This window comes from Pontibacter litorisediminis (genome assembly GCF_029360645.1).
Taxonomy (GTDB): Bacteria; Bacteroidota; Bacteroidia; order Cytophagales; family Hymenobacteraceae; genus Pontibacter; species Pontibacter litorisediminis.
Genome location: NZ_JARDUA010000010.1, coordinates 83,672 through 103,444 on the forward strand (window position 1 = coordinate 83,672; position 19,773 = coordinate 103,444).

Below are 19,773 nucleotides of genomic sequence, written 5' to 3' on the forward strand. Positions count from 1 at the left end.
AAACCTAGCCGGCGGCAGGAAGTATGACCTTGAGGCTCTTGGCGTGCATCTCAACCTCTATTTTGGCAGCGGTCGGTACCGGCTCGCCGTCAATGTGCATCACCTCCAGGTCGGGGTTGTAGATGGTGGCGCGCCTGCACTTTAGGATCCGGGTATACACGCTGGTGTCGATGCTGTCGGTGTAGAGTTTATAAAGAATGCCGATGCTGGCCGCACGCGGGAAAGGCTCGATCAGGCAAATCTCGAACATCCCGTCGTTCAGGATGCCGTCGGGGTTGATGCTGGCGTTGGAGCCCCAGGCATTGGCGTTGGCAACCGTTACCATAAATGCCTTTCCCTCAAATGTATCTGTATCGGTCTCTATCCGGTAAGACTTTGGCTCGTAACTCAGGTACTCCTGCAGCGCAATCCAGGCGTAGGCCCCCGGCCCACGGGTATCGCCTTCGCAAAACCGCTCCACCACCAGGGCATTAAAGCCAATGTCGCTGAGATGTATAGATGGCTTCCCGTTAAGCGTCACGGTATCGATGTTGCGGACCACGTGCGTGTGTATCAGCTGTAGCGCCTCCTCTGTGTCCTGCGGAATGTCCAGGTCTTTGGACAGCCCGTTGCCGGAGCCCAGCGGAATGATGCCTAGCGGGGTGCTGGTGCCTATCAGCAGGGAAGCAACCAGGCTTACCGTGCCGTCACCGCCGATGGCATACACAGCGTCATACTTGTTTTCCTTCAGTTTACGCTCTATCGCTTCCTTATCCTTTTCGCCGGTGGTGGTATAAATGTCATACCTGATGCTGTGCTCCCCGCAGAGGTTTTCTAGATCCTCCTTCAGGTCGTCCTTCTCAATGTCACCGGCTATAGGATTTAGCACGAAAAACAGGTTACGATGCTTCTGTACATTCATTCTGTTAAAAGTATTGTAGTGTTGCTGTACTTGTTACGTAGCACAGCCTGATGGGTGGCTCTTTAGAATGATTTAACAGCCAGAATATCGGCTACTCGATAAGCCCCTCCGGTAAACCGTTAGGATACTCCTGCTCAATGGCTTTCTGTAACCTGGCAATGCGGTTCCCAGGGTTTGGGTGCGTCTGCAAAAACTCCGGGCCACTGCGGCCTCCCCCACTCGCTTCCTCCAGAATTTCCATCACACGCATCATGGCACGAGGGTCGTAGCCTGCGGCGCCGGTAAGCTGCACCGCCAGTGCGTCGGATTCCAGTTCATCGTCACGGCCATAGCTCATGTTTACTACCTGCCCAATCATAGCGGCCACAGCGGCGCCGGAACGGCTGGCAGGGTTGTCCGGGTCGTAGGTGGCGATGGCGGCGGCACCTGTCAAGCCCTGCGTTAACTTAGCCTTTGCCAGCTGCTGCGCTGAGTGGCGCGCCACCACATGCCCTATCTCGTGGCCCAGCACCCCCGCCAGCTGCCCCTCCGACTCCAGCCTTCTCAGCAGGCCGGCTGTAATAAAGATCTGGCCACCTGGCAGGGCAAAGGCGTTCACGGTTTGCTCATCGGCCAGCAGGTGAAAATCGAACTGGTACGGTGTGTCGCGCACGCGGGTATGCTGCACCAACCGCTGGCCGATGCTTTTAACCTCCTGTGCCGCCTGCTTGTCGGGGTGTAGTCCGCCATACTGCTCTGCCATTTGTGGCGCCGCCTGCAGCCCCAACGCTATCTCCTGCTCCACCGTCATGTCCACCCGCTGCTCTTCCCCGGTGAACTCATTGGTTTCGGAGCTGCACCAGTACGTCACCAGGGAGACAGCCGCGATCAGCAGGGCAACTATAAACTTTATTATTCCTCTCATACATTATTTACACTTAGATTTTAATGCCCGCAGAGGCACTGGTAACAGAGAAACGTGGTACTGCCTGTGCTGGTTATGGCCCACCGCAGCCGCATGCCCCTCCACACTTAGCTATACGTTTTGTACGCCATCTGAGGAGGGGGCCGGTGAAGGTATATTAGCTGTATTGTATACTTTATGATACAGATTTCGTACTTAGGTTTGCTTGCGGCAGGTTAGCGGCAGGCAGGAAAAACTAACATTTACAACTATGAACCAGAAGCGAACATTCGGCTCCATCCTGACTATACTGGGTATAGTGGGCATTATTTGGGGAGCCTACGCCTTCCTGATGGGGGGCGATGGCGTAGCGGTAGGCAAGTACACGGCCGCCGTTCCGTTTGTGGTAGGGCTGATCTTCTTCTTTGCAGGGATCAACCTGATTAAAACCACAAAAGACGAAGCATAACATTTAAAGTATAAGCACAAAAAAGAAGCCACCTGCTAGCGTACTAGCAGGTGGCTTTTATAATTTAGCTGACCGTAGCTCTAAGAAGTAGCTCAGATGTTCATTACCTCACTGCCGGCCTGGGCAGCAAAGTACTCCACCGCCTGTGTGTTATCCAGGTAAGGCGAAGCATAGCCCTTGTCACTGCCGTGGATGTACAGTACCGACTTGTCTTTTATTGCCTCAATCACATCACTAGAGATCTCGCGCGGAATAGCAGGGCAGCCAAGGCTGCGGCCCAGTCGGCCATACTGCTTCACAAACTTCTCTGTGGCGTAGTCGGCCCCGTGCATGACAATAGCACGCTCCATGGCATTTGAGTTATAGCCTTCGTCCATGCCCTGCAGGCGCAGCGACAGACCATGCTTGCCATAATAAGTGGCATCGGTGATGTAGAAGCCCAGGCTGCTCATGTAAGAGCCGTTCTCATTAGAGAACTGCGTAGCCTTATCCTGGCCTGTATTGCGGCCGTGTGCAACCAAAGTATTAAAGAGTATTTTCTTAGACTTCAGGTCAATGATCCAAAGGCGTTTCTGGGCGCTGGATTTGGTGAAGTCCACCACGGAAAGTATAGATTTTTCGGGGGAGACCATTTGCAGGCGCTTGAAGTTCTGGAAGCCCACCACGGCCTTCTCGAACACCTCATAAGACAAACCTTTCTCTTTTAAGCCAGCCGTGTCGTAGAGCTCCTTCACATGGTTGTCGAACGCCGCCTCTTTTGCAGCTGCAGCGCCACTTCTGGTTGCAACAACCTCGTTCGCCTCGGCCACAACCTTGGCCGGCGTTGCCACGGCACGCTCTGGTGCAGGGGAAGTAAATGAAAGGAGTCCGAGGGTGATAGCAGTTAGAGTCACTCTTACCATAAGTCTAGATTAAGCTTTCTGTTAAACGAGTTCGGTTAAAACAACATGATTCTTTATGAAAATTGTTCCATAGCTGCACCAACCTAAATGTAAAAGTCATATTTAAAATAACACAGTCTTTACACATTTGCAACTACCGTAGCCGCTTATTTTTTACATTATTCCCCCAATCATATTCTATATAGCAACTCTCCTATTTTTGCCTTTTTTTCTGTTATGCCTTGTGTGGCAAAAGAACTTGCTGCAACTTTAAGCCAACAAGCTACAACCATGGCAAAACGATTTTTAGCGATACCATTTCTAGGGCTTCTGCTGCTGGGAGCCTGCTCCACACCGGAAAGCATGAGGGATTTTGACAGTGAAACCTGGAAGAGCGACCGCTTGGGCTGCGCCAACCAGCGCGCCGGGCTGGTAGACGATTTTGAGAAGATCAGAAAGGAGCTGTATGGCAAAAAGGAGTATGTCGTGCGCAATGTGCTAGGCAAGCCAGACTCCGAGGAGCTCATGGAGCGCAGCCAGCGCATTTACTTTTATTATATAGAGCCGGGCGAGCATTGCCAGGAAAAAGGCCGGCGCACCAAGTTGTCGGAGGCCAACCGGGTGCAGGTGCGCATCAATTCACTGGGCAAGGTGTCGGAGATCACGTATTACAAACCTGTTTCCGGGGAAACAGCAAAGCCCGAGTAAATACCCGGGCTTTGCTGTTTTTTATAAGTTTGTTTACTTACTCTTCGTTTTCAGTAATCAGCTGCGTGTCCAACCGTCCTTCCAGTTTCTGATAGGTGCGCATCTGCTTGCTGGTAAGCACGCTTCTCAGGTTCTGGTCGTTCTTCAGCTGGATGCTTCTGAACTCCCTGGAGCGCGAAAGGGGATCGTTTGAGAAACTGGCCTCTGCCTGCTGCAACTGCTGGTAGCGGCCCTTATTTAGCCTGGCCACCTCCACGTACTGCTCTTCAGATAAGCTCAGCTCCTGCCTCATTTCCACACTTGCCATAGCTGGTCCATCCAGCTCCATCGACAGCACCACCAGATCCAGCGCATCATCCGATGTATTTGAACGCTGGGCGTAGCTCGCCGTCCCAATCAGCACCACAACAAGTATTAGTAAAGCTTTTTTCATTTCGAATGTTAAACGTGTTAGGAGTTAAAGGTTTCTTTTAGCTGTCTTAAACGTACAATTCTTGCGCAAGTTAGGAATAAAAATTAAATATTATACTTTTTTATTATTTTATTTGATTTTACACAAGAAACGCACAAAATATTATTTATTAAAACTACAGCTTTCATCCCTCCACTAAATACCCCACAAAATATGAAACCATAACACCTTAGCAGGGTATACTAAATATATGATTTCCTTAATAGGATTTTTCAGAAGTATAACCTCGAAACTATTTCACTGACAAAGGTTTCGATTTAACTAAATCAACATGAGGACAAGGTTTTACAATCCCAGTAAACTGGAAGTGAATTTCGCAAAAGCCGTTAAAGACCTGACACAGCAGCTAGAAGATAAATTGGACGAAGGCCAGCGGGTAATCAATACTGAATCAGTGCACGACACTGATAATCCGATGGTTATCTTTAAACTGGAAGATAAGGAGGGAGACCTGCACGAGGTGGTGGTTCAGATCATACAGCGGCCAGACAGCATCGTAAAATAAACACATATCAACAGCAACAGCAAAAAGGCCAGTTATGTGTAATAACTGGCCTTTTTGCGGGCAAGCCCAAAAAGTTTAAGTTTCGCCGGAATCCGTGCTATTGGGGCGCGCCGGGTATCTTGTGTTCGCGCTGCTTAAACCATTGCATGGCAATAAAGGTTATCATGAAACCGGAGATCACCCCTTCCAGCAATAAAACCGAGAATATGACGATGCCTGGCGTCTCCACTATGCGCTCTCCGAAATAGCGGTCAGCCGACAGCATCTCCACCAGCGAGTTCCCTACTGTTTTCACATAAACCAATATGGCGGCGGCAAACACAACCGTGCCCACCACAGCTGTGATCAGCCCGGTGCCAAGCCCTTTGAAGTAGGAGATTTGGCCGTTGTTCAGCTGTTTATAAGCCTTTAGGGCCAACACGATGCCTACTGCCATGATAATCCCGTTCAGGAATCGCAGTTCAATGATGTGCACCATCCCCAGTAACTTCATCAAAAAGAAGTAGGCGATGAGCGCCGCGGCGGTAAGCAGGCCGTACTTGAGGCCAATCTTTTCCATAGTTAATCAGGTTCTCAGGGTGATTTGGGAGATTGAGTTCGGCTATATCTGGTTCGGCATAGTATGCTCCGGGTTCTTAAACCACTGCATGGCAACGAAACCAACCAGGAAGCCTGGCCAGGTGCCATGCCCGATCGTGACCCAGAACATGGATAGCACCGATAAGCCTGTAGGGAAGAGTGCACTGGCCTGCATCTGCTCCAAATAGGCCTTATCGAACACTGTTACGTAAAGCACTAAAAACAGCGCCAGTATAAGAGAAGACACAAAGGCAGTGACCACGCCAATACCCAATCCGTCGAAGTACCTGACGCCTACCCCACTCAGGCGTTTATACTTGGAAAGCGCCATCACAATGCCGATTACCAGGAAAATACCGCTCAGGTAAGATAGCTCCACGATATGGGTAAGGCCCAGTATGCGCATTATCAGGAAAAACACGATGTGCGCCACGCCTACCATCAAGCCATACTTAATAGCGATATTCTGAAAAGGGACTTTTGCAGAAGCCATGTTCTATAGATTTATGTTTTTGATCAATTATTTAAAAATGAACAGTTTAACATTAAGTTTGGTTAATGAAAAAGTACCCTGCGGCACCGTATTTGCAACCACAGGGGTGTGCCCATTAATATTATTGAAATTATATACTAGAGTTTGCATGCCGGCGTTGTGCTTTACACGTGTTTTTTTAGCCGGTAACGCTTAAATCAACTGGTTTTGAAATACATGCGCCTCAGCCTGGGGTTATACTTTATACCCTTCTCCTACGTAAGAGGCGCCTAAAATCAGCATTTATTTCGTAGCTTTGCAGCCAAATCTAACATCATACTTATACTTAAGCTTTTATGATTAGTACGAACAATGTCAGCCTGTCTTACGGCAAGCGCACATTATTTGAAGATGTAACCATCAAGTTCACTCCCGGAAACTGCTACGGCCTGATTGGGGCTAACGGTGCCGGCAAGTCTACTTTCCTGAAGATACTATCCGGTGACATCGACCCGAACACCGGCACCGTGGATATTCCGGCCAACGCCCGCCTGGCGGTGCTGAAGCAGAACCACTTTGAGTACGATGAGTACCCGGCCCTTCAGACCGTGATCATGGGCCATAAGCGCCTGTGGAGCATCATGGAAGAGAAGGACGCGATTTACGCCAAGCCTGATTTCAACGAGGAGGACGGCATCCGCGCCGCCGAGCTGGAGGGTGAGTTTGCCGACCTGGAGGGCTGGAACGCCGAGTATGAGGCAGCCGAGCTCCTGAGCGGCCTGGGCATCAGCGAGGACCTGCACCACAGCCAGATGAAGGACTTGAGCGGTAGCGAGAAAGTGCGCGTGCTGCTGGCGCAGGCCCTGTTCGGCAACCCGGACATCCTGCTGCTTGACGAGCCTACCAACCACCTGGACGCCGAGTCGATCATGTGGCTGGAGAACTTCCTGGATAACTTCCAGAACACCGTGATCGTTGTGTCGCACGACCGCCACTTCCTGGACGCTGTTTGTACGCATGTGGCTGACATTGACTTTGGCAAGATCCAGATGTATGCGGGTAACTACAGCTTCTGGTACCAGTCCAGCCAGCTGGCCCTGAAGCAGCGCTCTGACGCTAACAAGAAAACCGAGGACAAGCGTAAGGAACTGGAGGAGTTTATCCGCCGCTTCAGCGCCAACGCCTCTAAATCGAAGCAGGCCACCTCGCGCGCCAAGTTGCTGGAGAAGCTTACCGTGGAGGACATCAAACCTTCTTCCCGCAAGTATCCGTACATCGCCTTTAAGCCGGAGCGTGAGGCAGGCAACCAGATCCTGAACGTGGAGAACCTGAGCAAGTATGTGGATGGCCAGCCCATTTTCACCGACATCAACTTCATGGTGGACAAAGGAGATAAGATTGCCGTGATCGGCCGCAACGACCTGGCCGCCTCCTCTTTCTTCAAAATCCTTTTTGGAGAGGACAAGGCAGACAGCGGCGAGTTTAAGTGGGGAACCACCATCACAGCCTCATTCTTCCCGAAAGACAACCAGGAGTTCTTCGATACGGACCTGAACCTGGTGGATTGGCTGCGCCAGTTCTCGGTGGAGAAAGACGAGAGCTTTATCCGTGGCTTCTTGGGCCGCATGCTGTTCTCTGGCGAGGAGTCGCTGAAAAAAGCCAACGTGCTGTCGGGTGGTGAGAAGGTGCGCTGCATGTTCTCGCGCATGATGCTCCAGTCGGGCAACGTGCTGGTGTTCGATGAGCCTACCAACCACCTGGACCTGGAGTCGATCCAGGCGCTGAACAACTCGCTGCGCGATTTTGACGGCACCATCCTGTTCTCGTCGCATGACCTCCAGTTTGTGGACACCATTGCTAACCGCATTATAGAGCTCACGCCAAACGGCATTATTGACAAGCGCATGACCTATGAGGAGTACCTGTCGGATGAGGCGATAAAGGAACTGCGCAAAAAAATGTATGCCACTGCAGTAGTGTAAGTATAAAAGTATAAGTATAAACCGTAAATGCTATACCTGTAAACCTATGCTGACGCCTTCGCGCCTCCTTGCTCCTCTCCTGTTTGCTTTTGTGCTCGTGCTGCTTACCGGCACAGCAGCCCTGGCCCAGGTGCCCGACACCACTTACCGAAAGCCGGAACTGCCTACAGGGCCGCCAGCCCCAGTAGAGCAACCAAGGCCGCGCCCGCAGCCGCGGGTGGTAGAGCAGCCAAAGCCGGCACCGGCCGAAGCAGCAAAGCAGGAAGAGGATCAACAAGAGGAACAGCTTCGGTTTATCGATAAGCTCTACTTTGGGGGTAGTTTCGGACTGCAGTTTGGCACGTACACAAACATATCGCTGCTGCCCACCCTCAGCTATGCCCTAACTCCAAGGCTGTTTGCCGGTGTGGGCGGCGTGTACCACTTCCAAAGCGGAGGGGGCTACAATTGGCACCACTATGGCGGGCGCGGTTTGCTGCAACTGGAAATGTTTGATGTAGGAGACGGTGCTGTGGTGGCCCATGCGGAGGTGGAGACGCTTAGCATAGAAAAGTTCGACAGCGAGCGCACCTCGCTTGCCATCCCCATGGTGGGGCTTGGCTATCGCCAGCGTATCTCCGACAAGGGCTTCCTCGACCTGCTGGTGCTTTATAACGGCAACAGCAGTAGGTACAACCCCTATAACAACCCAGTCATTCGGGTGGGTTTTAACATACCTTTTACCAGCCGGTAGTGAGGCGAACAGGATAGTATAAAACGAAAAGGGGCTGCCAGTTTATGGCAGCCCCTTTTATTTGGAGTAATGCGTTATCATCCCCGTATCAGGCGGAGCAGCACTACTATAATAGCAATTACCAGTAGAATGTGTATCAGACCACCTACGGCATCAGGGAATCCTAAGAAGCCAATGAGCCAAATGATCACGAGTACTACAGCTATAATATACAATAAATTTCCCATAGTTTTGTCTATTTATAGTGTTTGAGTTGATTTTAGTTTTATTAACGTAAATACAGTCTGATGGTTAAGCACTCCTGATGAGGCGCAACAGCACCGCAATCACGGCTAATACCAGCAGCACGTGGATTATTCCGCCTACAGCATCTGGGAATCCCAGAAATCCGATCAGCCAGAAAATCACCAGCACAACGGCGATGATATAAAGTAAATTTCCCATAGTTTTTGTTTTGTCTTTTGTTATACCGGGCGACAAGGGTTGTACTGTTTTAGCTTACGCCCATGTATTTTGTGTTTTTAATTTTTAGCTTTTACGGGGCTTTTAAGCAAAAGATGTAAAACATGCAATAATTTTCTATTAAAATAGGTAGTTTTATCTATATAAGCATTCACCAGCCTTTGTTTAACACTCAGCACACCAGTATTTTACCCTATCACATACCCCATAATGGCCTTCGAAGCAACACGGCCCGGCACTATTTTGGCGGGTTTGGCCGAATAGCTTCCCTCCCTCTTTAAGTATAAGTATTTAAAGATTACCTCCTACTCATCCAAAGTATAAGTATAAACTTGTTAGCTTTGTATAGATTAAAAACTGACATACTATATACCCATGAAGAAAGTAGCAGTAGTAGGTTCTGGCACGATGGGCAACGGCATTGCCCACGTCTTCGCCCAGAACGGTTTCCCTGTTTCGCTGGTGGACATTTCGGAAGAAGCCCTGCAGAAGGCGATGGGCACCATCACCAAGAACCTGGACCGCATCATGGCCAAGGGCAACCTGACCGAAGAGCAGAAGCAGCAGACACTGGAAAACATTACCACCCATACCAGCATGCAGGAAGGCGTGAAGGATGCCGACCTTGTAGTGGAGGCCGCCACGGAGAATGTGGACCTGAAGCTGAAAATCTTCCGTGACCTGGACAGCTTTACAAAACCTGAGGCTATTCTTGCCTCCAACACCTCCTCTATCTCTATCACCAAAATCGCCTCGGTTACCAACCGTCCCGACAAGGTGATTGGCATGCACTTTATGAACCCGGTGCCTGTGATGAAACTGGTGGAGGTGATCCGCGGTTACTCCACCACCGACGAGGTAACGCAGCAGATCATGGAGCTTTCGAAGCAGTTGGGCAAAGTGCCCGCCGAGGCGAACGATTACCCTGGCTTTGTGGCCAACCGTATCCTGATGCCCATGATCAACGAAGCCATCTATAGCCTTTACGAAGGCGTGGCTGGTGTGGAAGAGATCGACACCATTATGAAACTAGGTATGGCCCACCCGATGGGGCCGCTGCAGTTGGCCGACTTTATTGGGCTGGATGTGTGCCTCTCTATCTTAAATGTACTGCACGACGGCTTCGGCAACCCGAAGTACGCGCCTTGCCCGCTGCTGGTGAACATGGTGCAAGCCGGCCACAAAGGCGTTAAGTCTGGCCAGGGCTTCTACTCCTGGACGCACGGCACCAAAGAGCTGGTGGTGGCGGAGCGGTTTAGGAAGTAACGGTTAATGTATTTTTAAGCTTTCTTTTTAGAATCACAGGCTTCTCTGTTGGAAAGAGAATTAGACCACTGTCAAGGCTATTGACAGTGGTTTTTTATTTGTGCACCTATGCTTGTATAATTTAAAAAATTTACGCTTGAGCTAATGATATTTTAAGAGTTAAAGCAAAGGCACGAGCAGGCTAACTATAATCTACTGCTGTTCCAATAAGATTAGCATAAATTTACTAAATCAAACAATAAATATAAAACAACAAACATATTACTTTACCGTATTGTGATTATCTATTTTATTATTAGATGATACCAAAAAATAGTATAAAAAAAGAAACATAAATTTACACACATAGTATTTACAGAGATACATTACACCCTAATTTCTCTTAAAGATGGAGCTGCGTGAAATAAAAGGAATTCTCCTTGCCCTTACATTTTTGCTTGCAACAGTATCTTGCACAAATACTCGAAATGCGACCTACTTCAGCAATGTGGAGAGTAATGAATATGGCAGCTCTCGTGAGAACCTGGAGCCCATCATCCAAAAAAATGATTTGTTAAGTATTTCTGTGAGCAGCCTCAACCCAGAGGCTTCTAAAATTTTCAATACAAATAGCTCAAGTGATTTTAGGAGTGTAAGTGCATCAAATACAGTGGCACCAGCTACTGGTTACCTTGTAGATCAAGAAGGGTATATCCAATTCCCCTTATTAGGAAAAATCAAGGCTGCTGGCTTAACTAAAAAAGCTTTGAAAGAAGGAATAGAAAATGAGCTCCTAAGAAGAAGGTTACTTTTAGAGCCTATTGTAGATATCCGTTACCTGAACTATAAAGTCTCTGTGCTTGGTGAGGTAGCTAACCCTTCTGTGCTAACAATCCCCAACGAAAAGCTAACATTGCTAGAAGCACTAGGATTAGCTGGAGACATGACAATTTATGCGAGCCGCAACAATGTGCTGCTGATCCGTGAAGAAGAGGGCAAAAGGAAATTAATAAGACTGGATTTAACATCGGATGAAATCCTTACCTCCCCTTATTATAACCTGAAGTCTAATGATATTATATATGTTGAGCCTAACAAGACTAAAATTGCGGCCTCTGGCGCAGCAAGGCAGTGGCTGCCGCTTGTGCTAAGCTCTCTCACTTTAGTTGTTGTCAGCATAGACCGTTTAACAAGATAATTAGCAAACTAGCTTATGGAGAAAAGTAAGTTACACTCCGAGGATAACCTGGTGGTATCATTGATTTACAAATTTTTGCCATTCTGGCCGCTCTTTTTAGTTCTTTTAGTATTGGCCCTATCTGGAGCATGGGCTTACATCAGATTTTTTACAACACCAACTTATGCCGTATCAGCCTCACTAATAATAAAGGATGAAGAAAAGGGCGTTAACTCCTCCAAGATAACGGAATCTATTGACGCGTTCAATACAAACAAAACAGTAGAAAACGAGCTTAACGTTCTACGCTCAAATGCCCTTATGAACAAAGTAGTCTATGAGCTAAAGTTATATGCACCTATTTATGAAGAAACAGAACTTAAAACTATTCCAGCCTATACGACATCCCCAATCATAGTAACGCTTCAAACACCTGAAACAGCAACTGAACAACCATCCGTTTATTTTACATACCACAACACAACAAGAACTGTTAAGATAAAAGGTATAAAATACCCTTTAAACAAATGGGTGCAAACACCTTATGGGGTGATGCGTTTCACAGAAAATCCTAGGCAGTCTAGTAGCACAAATAACCCGTTGTTCTTTTCAATTGTAAATCCCACTAGAGCCGCAAGAAGCTTAAGTGGCAACATTTTAATTGAATCTCCGGGCAAGCTCTCAAGTGTTGTGAATCTGTACCTGGAAGATAGTGACCCTGAAAGAGCCGAAGACATTCTTAACACACTTATTAAGTCTTACCAGCAGGCAGCCTTAACAGAAAGAAACAAACTTGTTACGCAAACCCTTGCTTTTGTTGAAGACCGTATAAAGTTGATTGAAGATGAGTTGGATGAGCTTGAAGAGAAAATAGTTAAGTATAAGTCATCAAGGGGAGCAGTAAATCTGAATGAACAAGGAAGGTTATTCTTGCAAAGTGTAGATAATAATGACCGCAGACTAAGTGAGATTAACCTACAGTTGGCAGTGCTTGACAACGTGGAGAGCTACGTTATATCCAAAGAAAAAACAGTGGGAATCGTTCCTTCTACTTTAGGAGTAAGTGATCCCGTACTATCACAGCTTCTACAGAAGCTTTACAATTCTGAAATTCAATACCAGCAACTTCGAAAAACAACTGCTGAAAATAACCCCTTGTTGCTCTCGCTCAGAGAAGAGATTAATAACATAAGACCAGGTATACTAGAAAATATTCGTAACCAAAGGGACAACCTGATGTCTAGCCGAGCAAAACTCGCTTCTACTAACAGTAGTTACAATGCAGTACTACAGAGCATTCCGCAGAAAGAAAGGGAGCTGCTTGAGATAAGCAGGCAGCAGGCAATAAAGAATAATGCGTATAGCTTTCTGCTACAGAAGCGTGAAGAAACAGTACTGTCGTATGCTCCTACCGCTGAAGATATACGAGTAGTAGATCTAGCCGAGTCATCTAAAGCCCCAGTAAGCCCACGGCCGCTCTATATCTACCTGGCTTCAATAGCACTTGCTCTGGGAGCAGGAATTGCTTTGGTCACAACCAAAGAACTATTGCACAACAAGGTCCTTTTTAGATCTGAGATCGAGTCCTATCTCCAAGCACCAATAGTGGCAGAACTCTCGGTTGTTAAAAAGCCTAAAAAGAACATTCTGCTAGAACCAGCCGAAGTTTCTCAGGTAGAACAGTTTAGGCAGATGAGAGTTACGATGGGACTCTATGGCAGAACATTTACCAGGAAGAAGATAATGGTTACTTCAAGTATTCCCGGTGAGGGTAAAAGCTTCGTAAGCACGAACTTGGCGTTAAGCCTCGCATCTTCCGGAAAAAAAACCATTTTACTGGACTTTGATCTTCGGAACCCCAGCACTTCCTCCTTGTTTGGCACAATCGATCATCAGGGCATCATAGAGTACCTCACGACTGATCTTCAACCAGAAGATATTATCCAGAAGACGAGTTATGAAAACTTAAGCTTGATTCCTGCAGGTATCAACATAGGAGATCATACGGAGTTACTGCTTAATGGCAAGATGGAAGAGCTCTTCCGGTACCTTGATGATACGTTTGACTACGTGTTAATCGACACCCCCCCAGTTGATTTGGTTTCCGATGCATATTTACTATCGGAATACTGTGATATAACACTACTTGTAATACGCCACGCCTACACCCCAAAAAGCCTTGTCCAGCGACTAGCACAAAATAACAAGCTTAAGTCGCTTAATAATGTTGCCATCGTATTCAATGGGGTGAAGCCAAGAGGATTTGTAAAGGGACAGTATGGGTACGGCTATGGTTATGGCTATGAGAGCAAGTATGGCAATAAGTCTTACAAATCGAAAAAGCTCGCCATGAAGTAGCGGTGGCAATTTGTTGCTACTCCCACAAAAACTCGGTGTAAACTGGTTTCGGCTCTTCTTAGACAGCAAGGCAGCTCTTGATTCTTTCAGCTAGTTGCCTCTCCCCATCTGAATTTAAAGCTTTACCCGGTCTCTATGTGTGACTGAGGACGGCGGAGCCATATGCTAAGCAATATCTGTAACTTAAAAACGACCTGTGATGACTGAAAAATGGTATGCTGTTTACACCAAGCCCCGCTGGGAAAAGAGAGTTGCTCAGACGCTTACGATGAAGAATCTAAACGCATATTGCCCCATCAACCAGGTTATCAGGCAGTGGAGCGACAGGAAAAAAATTGTTCTGGCGCCTTTGTTTACTTCTTACGTTTTCGTCCGAATAACAGAAAAACAGATCTGTGAGGTAAAGAAAACTGAAGGAGTGGTTAACCTGGTGTACTGGTTAGGTAAGCCTGCCAGTATCGAAGACGAGGAGATAGAAACAATCAAAAGGTTTTTAAACGAACACCAGAACGTCCAGCTAAAAAAGATTCAATTCAGCATAAATGAGAAAGTCCGGGTTACGACCGGCCATTTGATTGACAAAGAAGGCGTAGTGGTAGCTATCAAAAACAACACAATCAAAGTCGCCCTTCCCTCTCTCAACTACTTAATGTACGCGGAAATCTCTACATCTAGCGCCGCGAAGATTGACAGCCTCAACACATAATTGGATCAGATGCATGAATAGGTACTGTTTTAACGCAATAGCATGAAAGCACTTGTAACAGGCACTGCAGGCTTTGTAGGTTTTCACTTGGCTGAATACCTACTCTGCAGAGGGGATGAAGTTGTCGGAGTAGACAACATAAACGATTACTATGATATCAAGCTGAAGTATGCCAGGTTAACTGAAAGCGGCATCAGCGAAGAATTGATATGTTGGAACAAAGAAGTAACAAGCTTTAAGTTCCCCAACTATAGATTTATCAGAATGCACCTGGAGGATAAAGCAGAGTTGATGTCGCTTTGTGAAAGGGAACATTTTGATGTCATAGTACACTTAGCAGCCCAGGCAGGTGTGCGCTACTCGATCACTAATCCGGACGCATACGCTCAATCTAATCTTGTGAGCTTTCTAAATGTGCTGGAGGCAAGCCGTCATAATAATATTAAGCACCTGGTTTATGCTAGCTCCTCTAGTGTGTACGGCTTGAACGGAACCATGCCTTTCTCAGTAAGGCACTGCGTGGACCATCCGGTGTCGTTGTATGCAGCAAGCAAGAAAGCAAATGAGTTGATGGCCCATACTTACAGTCATTTATACAGAATTCCTACTTCAGGACTGCGCTTCTTTACCGTCTATGGCCCCTGGGGAAGACCGGATATGGCATACTTTATTTTTACGGAAGCTATCTGCAACGGCAAACCTATTCAAGTCTTCAATCATGGAAAGATGAAGAGGGATTTCACTTATATAGATGATATAGTGAAGGGAATAGTTAGTGTTTTGGACAAGCCCGCCGAGGCGTGCCCTCAGTGGAACCCCAAGAAGCCTGATCCTTCCCGCTCAACTGCTCCCTACCGCATTTACAACATCGGCAACAACAAGCCCGTGGAACTTATGCAGTTCATCCATGAGATTGAAGCTTGTGTTGGCAAGGAGGCGCTGCTTGAAATGAAAGAAATGCAGGACGGGGACGTGACAGCCACTTGGGCCAATATAGATGACCTTGCCGATAACTTTGGATACGAACCAGGTACAGATATCAAGACGGGGCTAAAAAAGTTTACTGACTGGTATAAAAGTTTTTATACTGTTCAACCAGAAAAAGTAGGCGTTACTACCCTTGCCTAACGCGGCATTTCCTTATAGTTAAGGCTTTGCGCCCATACCTATTTCATTGTTGCTTCAGGCAAACTCATATCGAATAATCAATAATGCTTTTTAAGTTGGAAAAGGAAATAGCATCTCCCCTTACCCTTGCTAAAAAGAAGGAGAACCTAAAGCAGCGGGCTTATCTTAACTCCTTAACAAGCATCATTGATTTTGCCGTTACTCAATTAACAGGATTTATCGTAAGTCCTTTTATTGTAAGTGGCCTGGGAAGCTCGATGTACGGTGTTTGGCAAATGCTAGGGCAAATGACAGGCTACGCAAAAATTGCGGATACTAGAGCAACTCAAGTTCTTAAGTGGACAGTCGCTAAAAAGAAGGACATTGCGGATGAAGAGGAGCTTAGAAGCGATGTAACCAGTGCTTTTGCAATAACGCTATTTATTATACCTCTTGTATTAGTTGCAGGTGGAATCGCATCATGGTACGCACCTACCATTACGAAAGTAGAGCTCGAGTATTACACCTTAATCAGAGTGACTTGCTCCCTGATGATCCTTTCACTCGTTGTCACCAAACTCTTTGACCTTTATGAGTCGGTCTTGAGGGGCATGAACCTTTCGTTTAAGCGTATGGGCTTGAGAGCCGGTGTTGTTGCTGCAGGAGGAGCCTTAAAGGTACTGGTGCTAACCCATGGGTACGGGTTAATTGGTCTTTCAGTCGTTCAGGTGTTGATAGCTTTTGTTATTGGCGTAACCTATTACATAACTGTAAAAAAAACAGTTAGTTGGTTCGGGTTTGGTAAGACAAACTTTTTGAAAATAAAGCGCTTTAGCAAAATTAGCAGTTGGTACCTGGCTGATACAAGTGCGAACCTTCTTCTTGAGAACAGCGATAAAATCCTACTCGGAATTTTAGCAGGACCAGTTGTTGTAACATACTACACACTCACTCTCTTTCTGCCACTAGCATTGCAGGGAATGATCAACCGTATCATATTGGGGATTGTTCCTGGTATAGGAAAGCTTTTAGGGCTTGAGGAGTATGACAGGGTGCAAAAGGTTATAGGCAGCATCAATAACATAACATATCTTTTCACAACAGCTGCCGGTGTCACCATCATCTTCCTTAATCATTCATTTTTGAACGCATGGGTGGGCGAAGGAATGTTCGCTGGGAATATTGCCAATACACTCATAATGGTCCTAGTGGTTCAAGATACTTTCATCAAGCACGACTCTTACATTATAAGTGCCACACTTGACCTTAGAGAGAAGGTAATATTAACTGTGGCTGCAGGTGCTGCATTTTTGATTATAGGTTACATTATAGTTGGCAAACTTGGGATTATTGGTTTATGTATAAGCCTCTTAATCGGGAAATTTATTTTACTGCTAGGGCAGCAAAGAATACTTAAACGCAAAATACAGGGAGCTTTAACCAAATCAGTGTTCGAAAGAGCCAGGCCTGTAGTGGTATCACTGACAATGCTCACCGTGGCAGGATTCCTGTCGGTACAAATTAAAATACTAAGCCTGTTAGAGATGGTCGGCTTGGCACCTGTTGTTTTCTTAGCGACACTTGTTGTTTTCGCTGCTCTAGGTTTAACTAGAGGCAGCAGAAAAGAAATTTTTCAACTGCTTCTTTCTATTAAGCTTTTAAAATCTGACTAGTATCAAGCTATGAGAATCCTGTTTGTTGCCCCCAGATTTCATACAAATCAGTATCAGTTGGTAAAGACGCTTCAGGAGAACATGCATGAAATTTACTTCCATGTCAGTTACTTGGGTCCTACTGAAGATCATAGTTTACTAACCCCGGTTAACTATAAGCAAAGTAAAGTCTCGCTGTTGGTTGAGAAGGTTATAGGCGACGTTGAGAAGAAAAGGCCTTTTTATTACTACTTCCCTAACATCGTAAACTATTGGAAAGAATTCAAGAGCTTAAAACCCGCAGTTGTGGTAATAAGGGACCCTTACACTTGCTTTTCCCTGGTTGCAGCTTTTTGTGCTTTGTTCAATAAAAGTAAAATTATCTTCTATACCCAAGAAGAACTAAATCGATACAGGACAACCTTTACCTTCTTCAAACAGATGCTTACCATTAGCTTTTTCAAGGCTGCCTGGATGACACCATTGTTAGGCGAACATCACTTTAAGCATCCGAAGCATATGTACTATGTTCCACTGCCCATACCCATACAATCAGCTAACATCTTAGTAGGTAAAGAGAGTATTACAGTTCCCCACTTTTTAATGATTGGCAAATATCATCAGGAAAGGAAAAAGCACCTCCTGTTATTAGAAGCTGTAAGTATATTAAAGGACAGGTACAAGTTCAAAGTGACAATGGCCGGAGAGTGTGTGACAAAGAAGCAGATGGAAAGGTACAGAATGATAGAGGATTTAGTACAAAGAAAATGTCTTTCAAACTTTGTTGAGCTAAAAACCAATGTACCATTTCCTCAAATGGCTGAATTATATGCTAGTCACCATGTTTTTGTATTACCGTCTATTAACGAACCGTATAGTATCTCTGTTTTAGAAGCCTTGGCCTATGGCCTACCGGTCATATGCACCGATACTTGTGGATCAAGTATCCATATCCGCAATAACGAGAATGGTTTCATTGTCAAATCATCATCACTTGAAGAACTTACTGCCGCTTTGGAAGCCTTTTTGAGCAATGCTTCCAAAGTGCGTGCAATGAGTAGTAAGGCCCTATCTTATGTTGAACAGAATCTCTCTGGTCAGGCTTGCTATTCTAAATTCTCGGGATTGATAGAAAAGCGATTTAAAATACAAACCCCTAAGCGGGAAAAGGATCTAAATTAAGGAAAAATGAGTGCTTTCTTTCTTGTAGTTGAGCTACTAAGTTATGTATTCGCTATTTATATCTTTTTAAAGAAAAAAGAATTAGCGGTTATGTACCTGCCAGTTTTATTCTTCGCAAACAGTATGGTTAATCCTGTTCTTCCAGCCTCTGTCTTCTATTTAACTGTTTCTTTCATCATATTTGCCTTTATATTCTGGAATCCATCATACTACAAGCAAAACCTACCTGCTCTCCTGCTTTCTCTTTACTTTCTAGTTTTGCTGCCTCAGTCCAGCGACATTGTTTATATTAGACCTTATTTGTTTGCAGTTTTCTGGTTATTCACACTCATCCCCTGTATAAGTACACTTTACCAGAAGTACACGAAGAAGGTTATTTTCAAAGAGTTGACCAGCACAGCGTTGATTTTGCTGGTCTTATTTACCTGCAACGTTTTGATGTCAACTGTAAAAGGCTACTCTCCTTATGAAATGTACGGCATTAGCAGCGGTATCTTATATGGTAATGTTTATGCCGCAGGATTCAATGTTCTTACTTTTGCTATCTACATCGTCGCGCTTGGTTTCATTCAAAATAAAAGCGCAGTAAATCTTCTCGTTTTAGTCGTAACTTTTTCATTTATTCTACTAAGCTTAAGAAGATCGGTTATGGGTATCAGTCTATTAGGAATCCTAATATCCTACTTAACCATTCTTACAGTGGACAAGGCTAAGACCTTTGTGCTTTTTGGGTTCCTCGCGGTTGCCCTTGGGTGTACAGTTTATTTCACAACAGATCTCGCTGACAGCTTCAAGGAAAGATATGAGCTGAGAAAACTTGATGAGCGTGAATTGGAGGAAGAGAAGAGATTTATTGAGTATGAACTGCTGTATAAAGACATGTTTGTTTATCGTGATTATAGTCCGCTCACCGGTTTTGAGCTATTCAATAGCTGGGGGAACTATGGCAGGGGAGCGTTAGATGATAGGAGCCTCCATGGAGATTTAACAAGCATTACACACTCAAGCGGCTTAATCGGGCTTTTCCTTTATCTATTGATGGTCTTCTCTGCATTTAGAACATCATGGAAAGCAGCACAAACAAGAACGGATTACTTAACCATACTTTTCTGTGGTGTCGCATTCATTGTTTTCACAATAACAGGGAGATACACAGAAGTTGGAGCAATGATGATGCTCTTCCTGGTACTCCAGCTCCCCCTTGCAGAAGATGAAACAGAAACCGCAGATATAGAAGCAACACACAACGCGCAGCACTCAACTCTACAGTCATCAAAATTGCATCATGTGTAGCGGAGA

General features: G+C 46.0%; 21 protein-coding genes. 13 read left to right on the forward strand and 8 right to left on the reverse strand.

Going from position 1 to position 19,773, the window contains the following annotated elements:
• Window positions 1-4 precede the first annotated feature (4 nt).
• Entirely contained in the window at window positions 5-901 is an 897-nt protein-coding gene (locus tag PXG97_RS20500) for a diacylglycerol/lipid kinase family protein (protein WP_276499715.1), read from the reverse strand.
• A gap of 91 nt (window positions 902-992) precedes the next feature.
• On the reverse strand, window positions 993-1,805 hold the full coding sequence (locus tag PXG97_RS20505; RefSeq protein ID WP_276499716.1) for a M48 family metallopeptidase: 813 nt from the start codon (window positions 1,803-1,805) through the stop codon (window positions 993-995).
• A 250-nt stretch (window positions 1,806-2,055) separates the two neighbouring features.
• Here PXG97_RS20505 and PXG97_RS20510 point away from each other — a divergent pair, with 250 nt between their 5' ends.
• On the forward strand, window positions 2,056-2,253 hold the full coding sequence (locus PXG97_RS20510) for a hypothetical protein (RefSeq protein WP_276499717.1): 198 nt from the start codon (window positions 2,056-2,058) through the stop codon (window positions 2,251-2,253).
• A 92-nt stretch (window positions 2,254-2,345) separates the two neighbouring features.
• Here the strand turns inward: PXG97_RS20510 and PXG97_RS20515 are convergent, their stop codons facing one another.
• Window positions 2,346-3,155: a murein L,D-transpeptidase catalytic domain family protein gene (locus tag PXG97_RS20515; RefSeq protein ID WP_276499718.1), complete on the reverse strand. Its 810-nt coding sequence runs from the start codon at window positions 3,153-3,155 to the stop codon at window positions 2,346-2,348.
• Window positions 3,156-3,425: 270 nt separating this feature from the next.
• On the opposite strand from PXG97_RS20515, the gene PXG97_RS20520 reads away from it, so the two are divergent.
• Window positions 3,426-3,842 (forward strand): hypothetical protein, encoded by a 417-nt coding sequence (locus PXG97_RS20520; RefSeq protein WP_276499719.1) that lies wholly within the window; start codon window positions 3,426-3,428, stop codon window positions 3,840-3,842.
• 37 nt (window positions 3,843-3,879) lie between these two features.
• Here PXG97_RS20520 and PXG97_RS20525 read toward each other — a convergent pair whose 3' ends face one another.
• Window positions 3,880-4,275 (reverse strand): hypothetical protein, encoded by a 396-nt coding sequence (locus tag PXG97_RS20525; RefSeq protein WP_276499720.1) that lies wholly within the window; start codon window positions 4,273-4,275, stop codon window positions 3,880-3,882.
• A 346-nt stretch (window positions 4,276-4,621) separates the two neighbouring features.
• Here PXG97_RS20525 and PXG97_RS20530 point away from each other — a divergent pair, with 346 nt between their 5' ends.
• A complete protein-coding gene (locus PXG97_RS20530; RefSeq protein WP_276499721.1) occupies window positions 4,622-4,819 on the forward strand; it encodes a hypothetical protein in 198 nt (65 codons plus the stop codon).
• 97 nt (window positions 4,820-4,916) lie between these two features.
• Here the strand turns inward: PXG97_RS20530 and PXG97_RS20535 are convergent, their stop codons facing one another.
• Both PXG97_RS20535 and PXG97_RS20540 read right to left on the reverse strand, forming a co-directional pair.
• Complete coding sequence (locus PXG97_RS20535) at window positions 4,917-5,378, reverse strand: DUF4199 domain-containing protein (protein WP_276499722.1); 462 nt, start codon at window positions 5,376-5,378, stop codon at window positions 4,917-4,919.
• A 42-nt stretch (window positions 5,379-5,420) separates the two neighbouring features.
• A complete protein-coding gene (locus tag PXG97_RS20540) occupies window positions 5,421-5,891 on the reverse strand; it encodes a DUF4199 domain-containing protein (protein WP_276499723.1) in 471 nt (156 codons plus the stop codon).
• A 335-nt stretch (window positions 5,892-6,226) separates the two neighbouring features.
• Between PXG97_RS20540 and PXG97_RS20545 the strand changes: the two genes are divergently transcribed.
• The gene (locus tag PXG97_RS20545) at window positions 6,227-7,852 is read left to right on the forward strand and encodes an ABC-F family ATP-binding cassette domain-containing protein (protein WP_276499724.1); all 1,626 of its coding nucleotides are present in this window, start codon (window positions 6,227-6,229) and stop codon (window positions 7,850-7,852) included.
• A gap of 46 nt (window positions 7,853-7,898) precedes the next feature.
• Entirely contained in the window at window positions 7,899-8,585 is a 687-nt protein-coding gene (locus tag PXG97_RS20550; RefSeq protein ID WP_276499725.1) for a hypothetical protein, read from the forward strand.
• 77 nt (window positions 8,586-8,662) lie between these two features.
• Here the strand turns inward: PXG97_RS20550 and PXG97_RS20555 are convergent, their stop codons facing one another.
• Window positions 8,663-8,812 carry a lmo0937 family membrane protein gene (locus tag PXG97_RS20555; protein ID WP_115566706.1) on the reverse strand — a complete coding sequence of 50 codons (150 nt, stop codon included), beginning with the start codon at window positions 8,810-8,812 and terminating at the stop codon, window positions 8,663-8,665.
• 64 nt (window positions 8,813-8,876) lie between these two features.
• Complete coding sequence (locus tag PXG97_RS20560) at window positions 8,877-9,029, reverse strand: lmo0937 family membrane protein (protein ID WP_108212983.1); 153 nt, start codon at window positions 9,027-9,029, stop codon at window positions 8,877-8,879.
• 393 nt (window positions 9,030-9,422) lie between these two features.
• On the opposite strand from PXG97_RS20560, the gene PXG97_RS20565 reads away from it, so the two are divergent.
• The 8 genes from PXG97_RS20565 to PXG97_RS20600 all read left to right on the forward strand — a co-directional run bounded on the left by PXG97_RS20565 (window position 9,423) and on the right by PXG97_RS20600 (window position 19,767).
• A complete protein-coding gene (locus tag PXG97_RS20565) occupies window positions 9,423-10,313 on the forward strand; it encodes a 3-hydroxyacyl-CoA dehydrogenase family protein (protein ID WP_276499726.1) in 891 nt (296 codons plus the stop codon).
• Window positions 10,314-10,701: 388 nt separating this feature from the next.
• Window positions 10,702-11,490, forward strand: coding sequence for a polysaccharide biosynthesis/export family protein (locus PXG97_RS20570; RefSeq protein WP_276499727.1), 789 nt, complete (start codon window positions 10,702-10,704; stop codon window positions 11,488-11,490).
• Between the two features lie 15 nt (window positions 11,491-11,505).
• Window positions 11,506-13,827 (forward strand): GumC family protein, encoded by a 2,322-nt coding sequence (locus PXG97_RS20575; RefSeq protein ID WP_276499728.1) that lies wholly within the window; start codon window positions 11,506-11,508, stop codon window positions 13,825-13,827.
• 199 nt (window positions 13,828-14,026) lie between these two features.
• Window positions 14,027-14,533 (forward strand): UpxY family transcription antiterminator, encoded by a 507-nt coding sequence (locus PXG97_RS20580; protein WP_276499729.1) that lies wholly within the window; start codon window positions 14,027-14,029, stop codon window positions 14,531-14,533.
• A gap of 42 nt (window positions 14,534-14,575) precedes the next feature.
• A complete protein-coding gene (locus tag PXG97_RS20585) occupies window positions 14,576-15,661 on the forward strand; it encodes an NAD-dependent epimerase (protein WP_276499730.1) in 1,086 nt (361 codons plus the stop codon).
• 95 nt (window positions 15,662-15,756) lie between these two features.
• On the forward strand, window positions 15,757-17,313 hold the full coding sequence (locus tag PXG97_RS20590; protein ID WP_276499731.1) for a lipopolysaccharide biosynthesis protein: 1,557 nt from the start codon (window positions 15,757-15,759) through the stop codon (window positions 17,311-17,313).
• 9 nt (window positions 17,314-17,322) lie between these two features.
• Window positions 17,323-18,474 (forward strand): glycosyltransferase family 4 protein, encoded by a 1,152-nt coding sequence (locus PXG97_RS20595; RefSeq protein WP_276499732.1) that lies wholly within the window; start codon window positions 17,323-17,325, stop codon window positions 18,472-18,474.
• Window positions 18,475-18,480: 6 nt separating this feature from the next.
• Entirely contained in the window at window positions 18,481-19,767 is a 1,287-nt protein-coding gene (locus tag PXG97_RS20600) for a hypothetical protein (protein ID WP_276499733.1), read from the forward strand.
• Window positions 19,768-19,773 lie beyond the last annotated feature (6 nt).

Bases quoted from the DNA above. Each gene is read 5' to 3' on its own strand.
- PXG97_RS20520 (WP_276499719.1), top strand. From the start codon at position 3,426: ATGGCAAAACGATTTTTAGCGATACCATTTCTAGGGCTTCTGCTGCTG.
- PXG97_RS20525 (WP_276499720.1), bottom strand. From the start codon at position 4,275: ATGAAAAAAGCTTTACTAATACTTGTTGTGGTGCTGATTGGGACGGCG.
- PXG97_RS20505 (WP_276499716.1), bottom strand. From the start codon at position 1,805: ATGAGAGGAATAATAAAGTTTATAGTTGCCCTGCTGATCGCGGCTGTC.
- PXG97_RS20540 (WP_276499723.1), bottom strand. From the start codon at position 5,891: ATGGCTTCTGCAAAAGTCCCTTTTCAGAATATCGCTATTAAGTATGGC.
- PXG97_RS20580 (WP_276499729.1), top strand. From the start codon at position 14,027: ATGACTGAAAAATGGTATGCTGTTTACACCAAGCCCCGCTGGGAAAAG.
- PXG97_RS20545 (WP_276499724.1), top strand. From the start codon at position 6,227: ATGATTAGTACGAACAATGTCAGCCTGTCTTACGGCAAGCGCACATTA.
- PXG97_RS20515 (WP_276499718.1), bottom strand. From the start codon at position 3,155: ATGGTAAGAGTGACTCTAACTGCTATCACCCTCGGACTCCTTTCATTT.
- PXG97_RS20585 (WP_276499730.1), top strand. From the start codon at position 14,576: ATGAAAGCACTTGTAACAGGCACTGCAGGCTTTGTAGGTTTTCACTTG.
- PXG97_RS20565 (WP_276499726.1), top strand. From the start codon at position 9,423: ATGAAGAAAGTAGCAGTAGTAGGTTCTGGCACGATGGGCAACGGCATT.
- PXG97_RS20570 (WP_276499727.1), top strand. From the start codon at position 10,702: ATGGAGCTGCGTGAAATAAAAGGAATTCTCCTTGCCCTTACATTTTTG.
- PXG97_RS20595 (WP_276499732.1), top strand. From the start codon at position 17,323: ATGAGAATCCTGTTTGTTGCCCCCAGATTTCATACAAATCAGTATCAG.
- PXG97_RS20510 (WP_276499717.1), top strand. From the start codon at position 2,056: ATGAACCAGAAGCGAACATTCGGCTCCATCCTGACTATACTGGGTATA.
- PXG97_RS20575 (WP_276499728.1), top strand. From the start codon at position 11,506: ATGGAGAAAAGTAAGTTACACTCCGAGGATAACCTGGTGGTATCATTG.
- PXG97_RS20600 (WP_276499733.1), top strand. From the start codon at position 18,481: ATGAGTGCTTTCTTTCTTGTAGTTGAGCTACTAAGTTATGTATTCGCT.
- PXG97_RS20535 (WP_276499722.1), bottom strand. From the start codon at position 5,378: ATGGAAAAGATTGGCCTCAAGTACGGCCTGCTTACCGCCGCGGCGCTC.
- PXG97_RS20555 (WP_115566706.1), bottom strand. From the start codon at position 8,812: ATGGGAAATTTATTGTATATTATAGCTGTAGTACTCGTGATCATTTGG.
- PXG97_RS20550 (WP_276499725.1), top strand. From the start codon at position 7,899: ATGCTGACGCCTTCGCGCCTCCTTGCTCCTCTCCTGTTTGCTTTTGTG.
- PXG97_RS20560 (WP_108212983.1), bottom strand. From the start codon at position 9,029: ATGGGAAATTTACTTTATATCATCGCCGTTGTGCTGGTGATTTTCTGG.
- PXG97_RS20500 (WP_276499715.1), bottom strand. From the start codon at position 901: ATGAATGTACAGAAGCATCGTAACCTGTTTTTCGTGCTAAATCCTATA.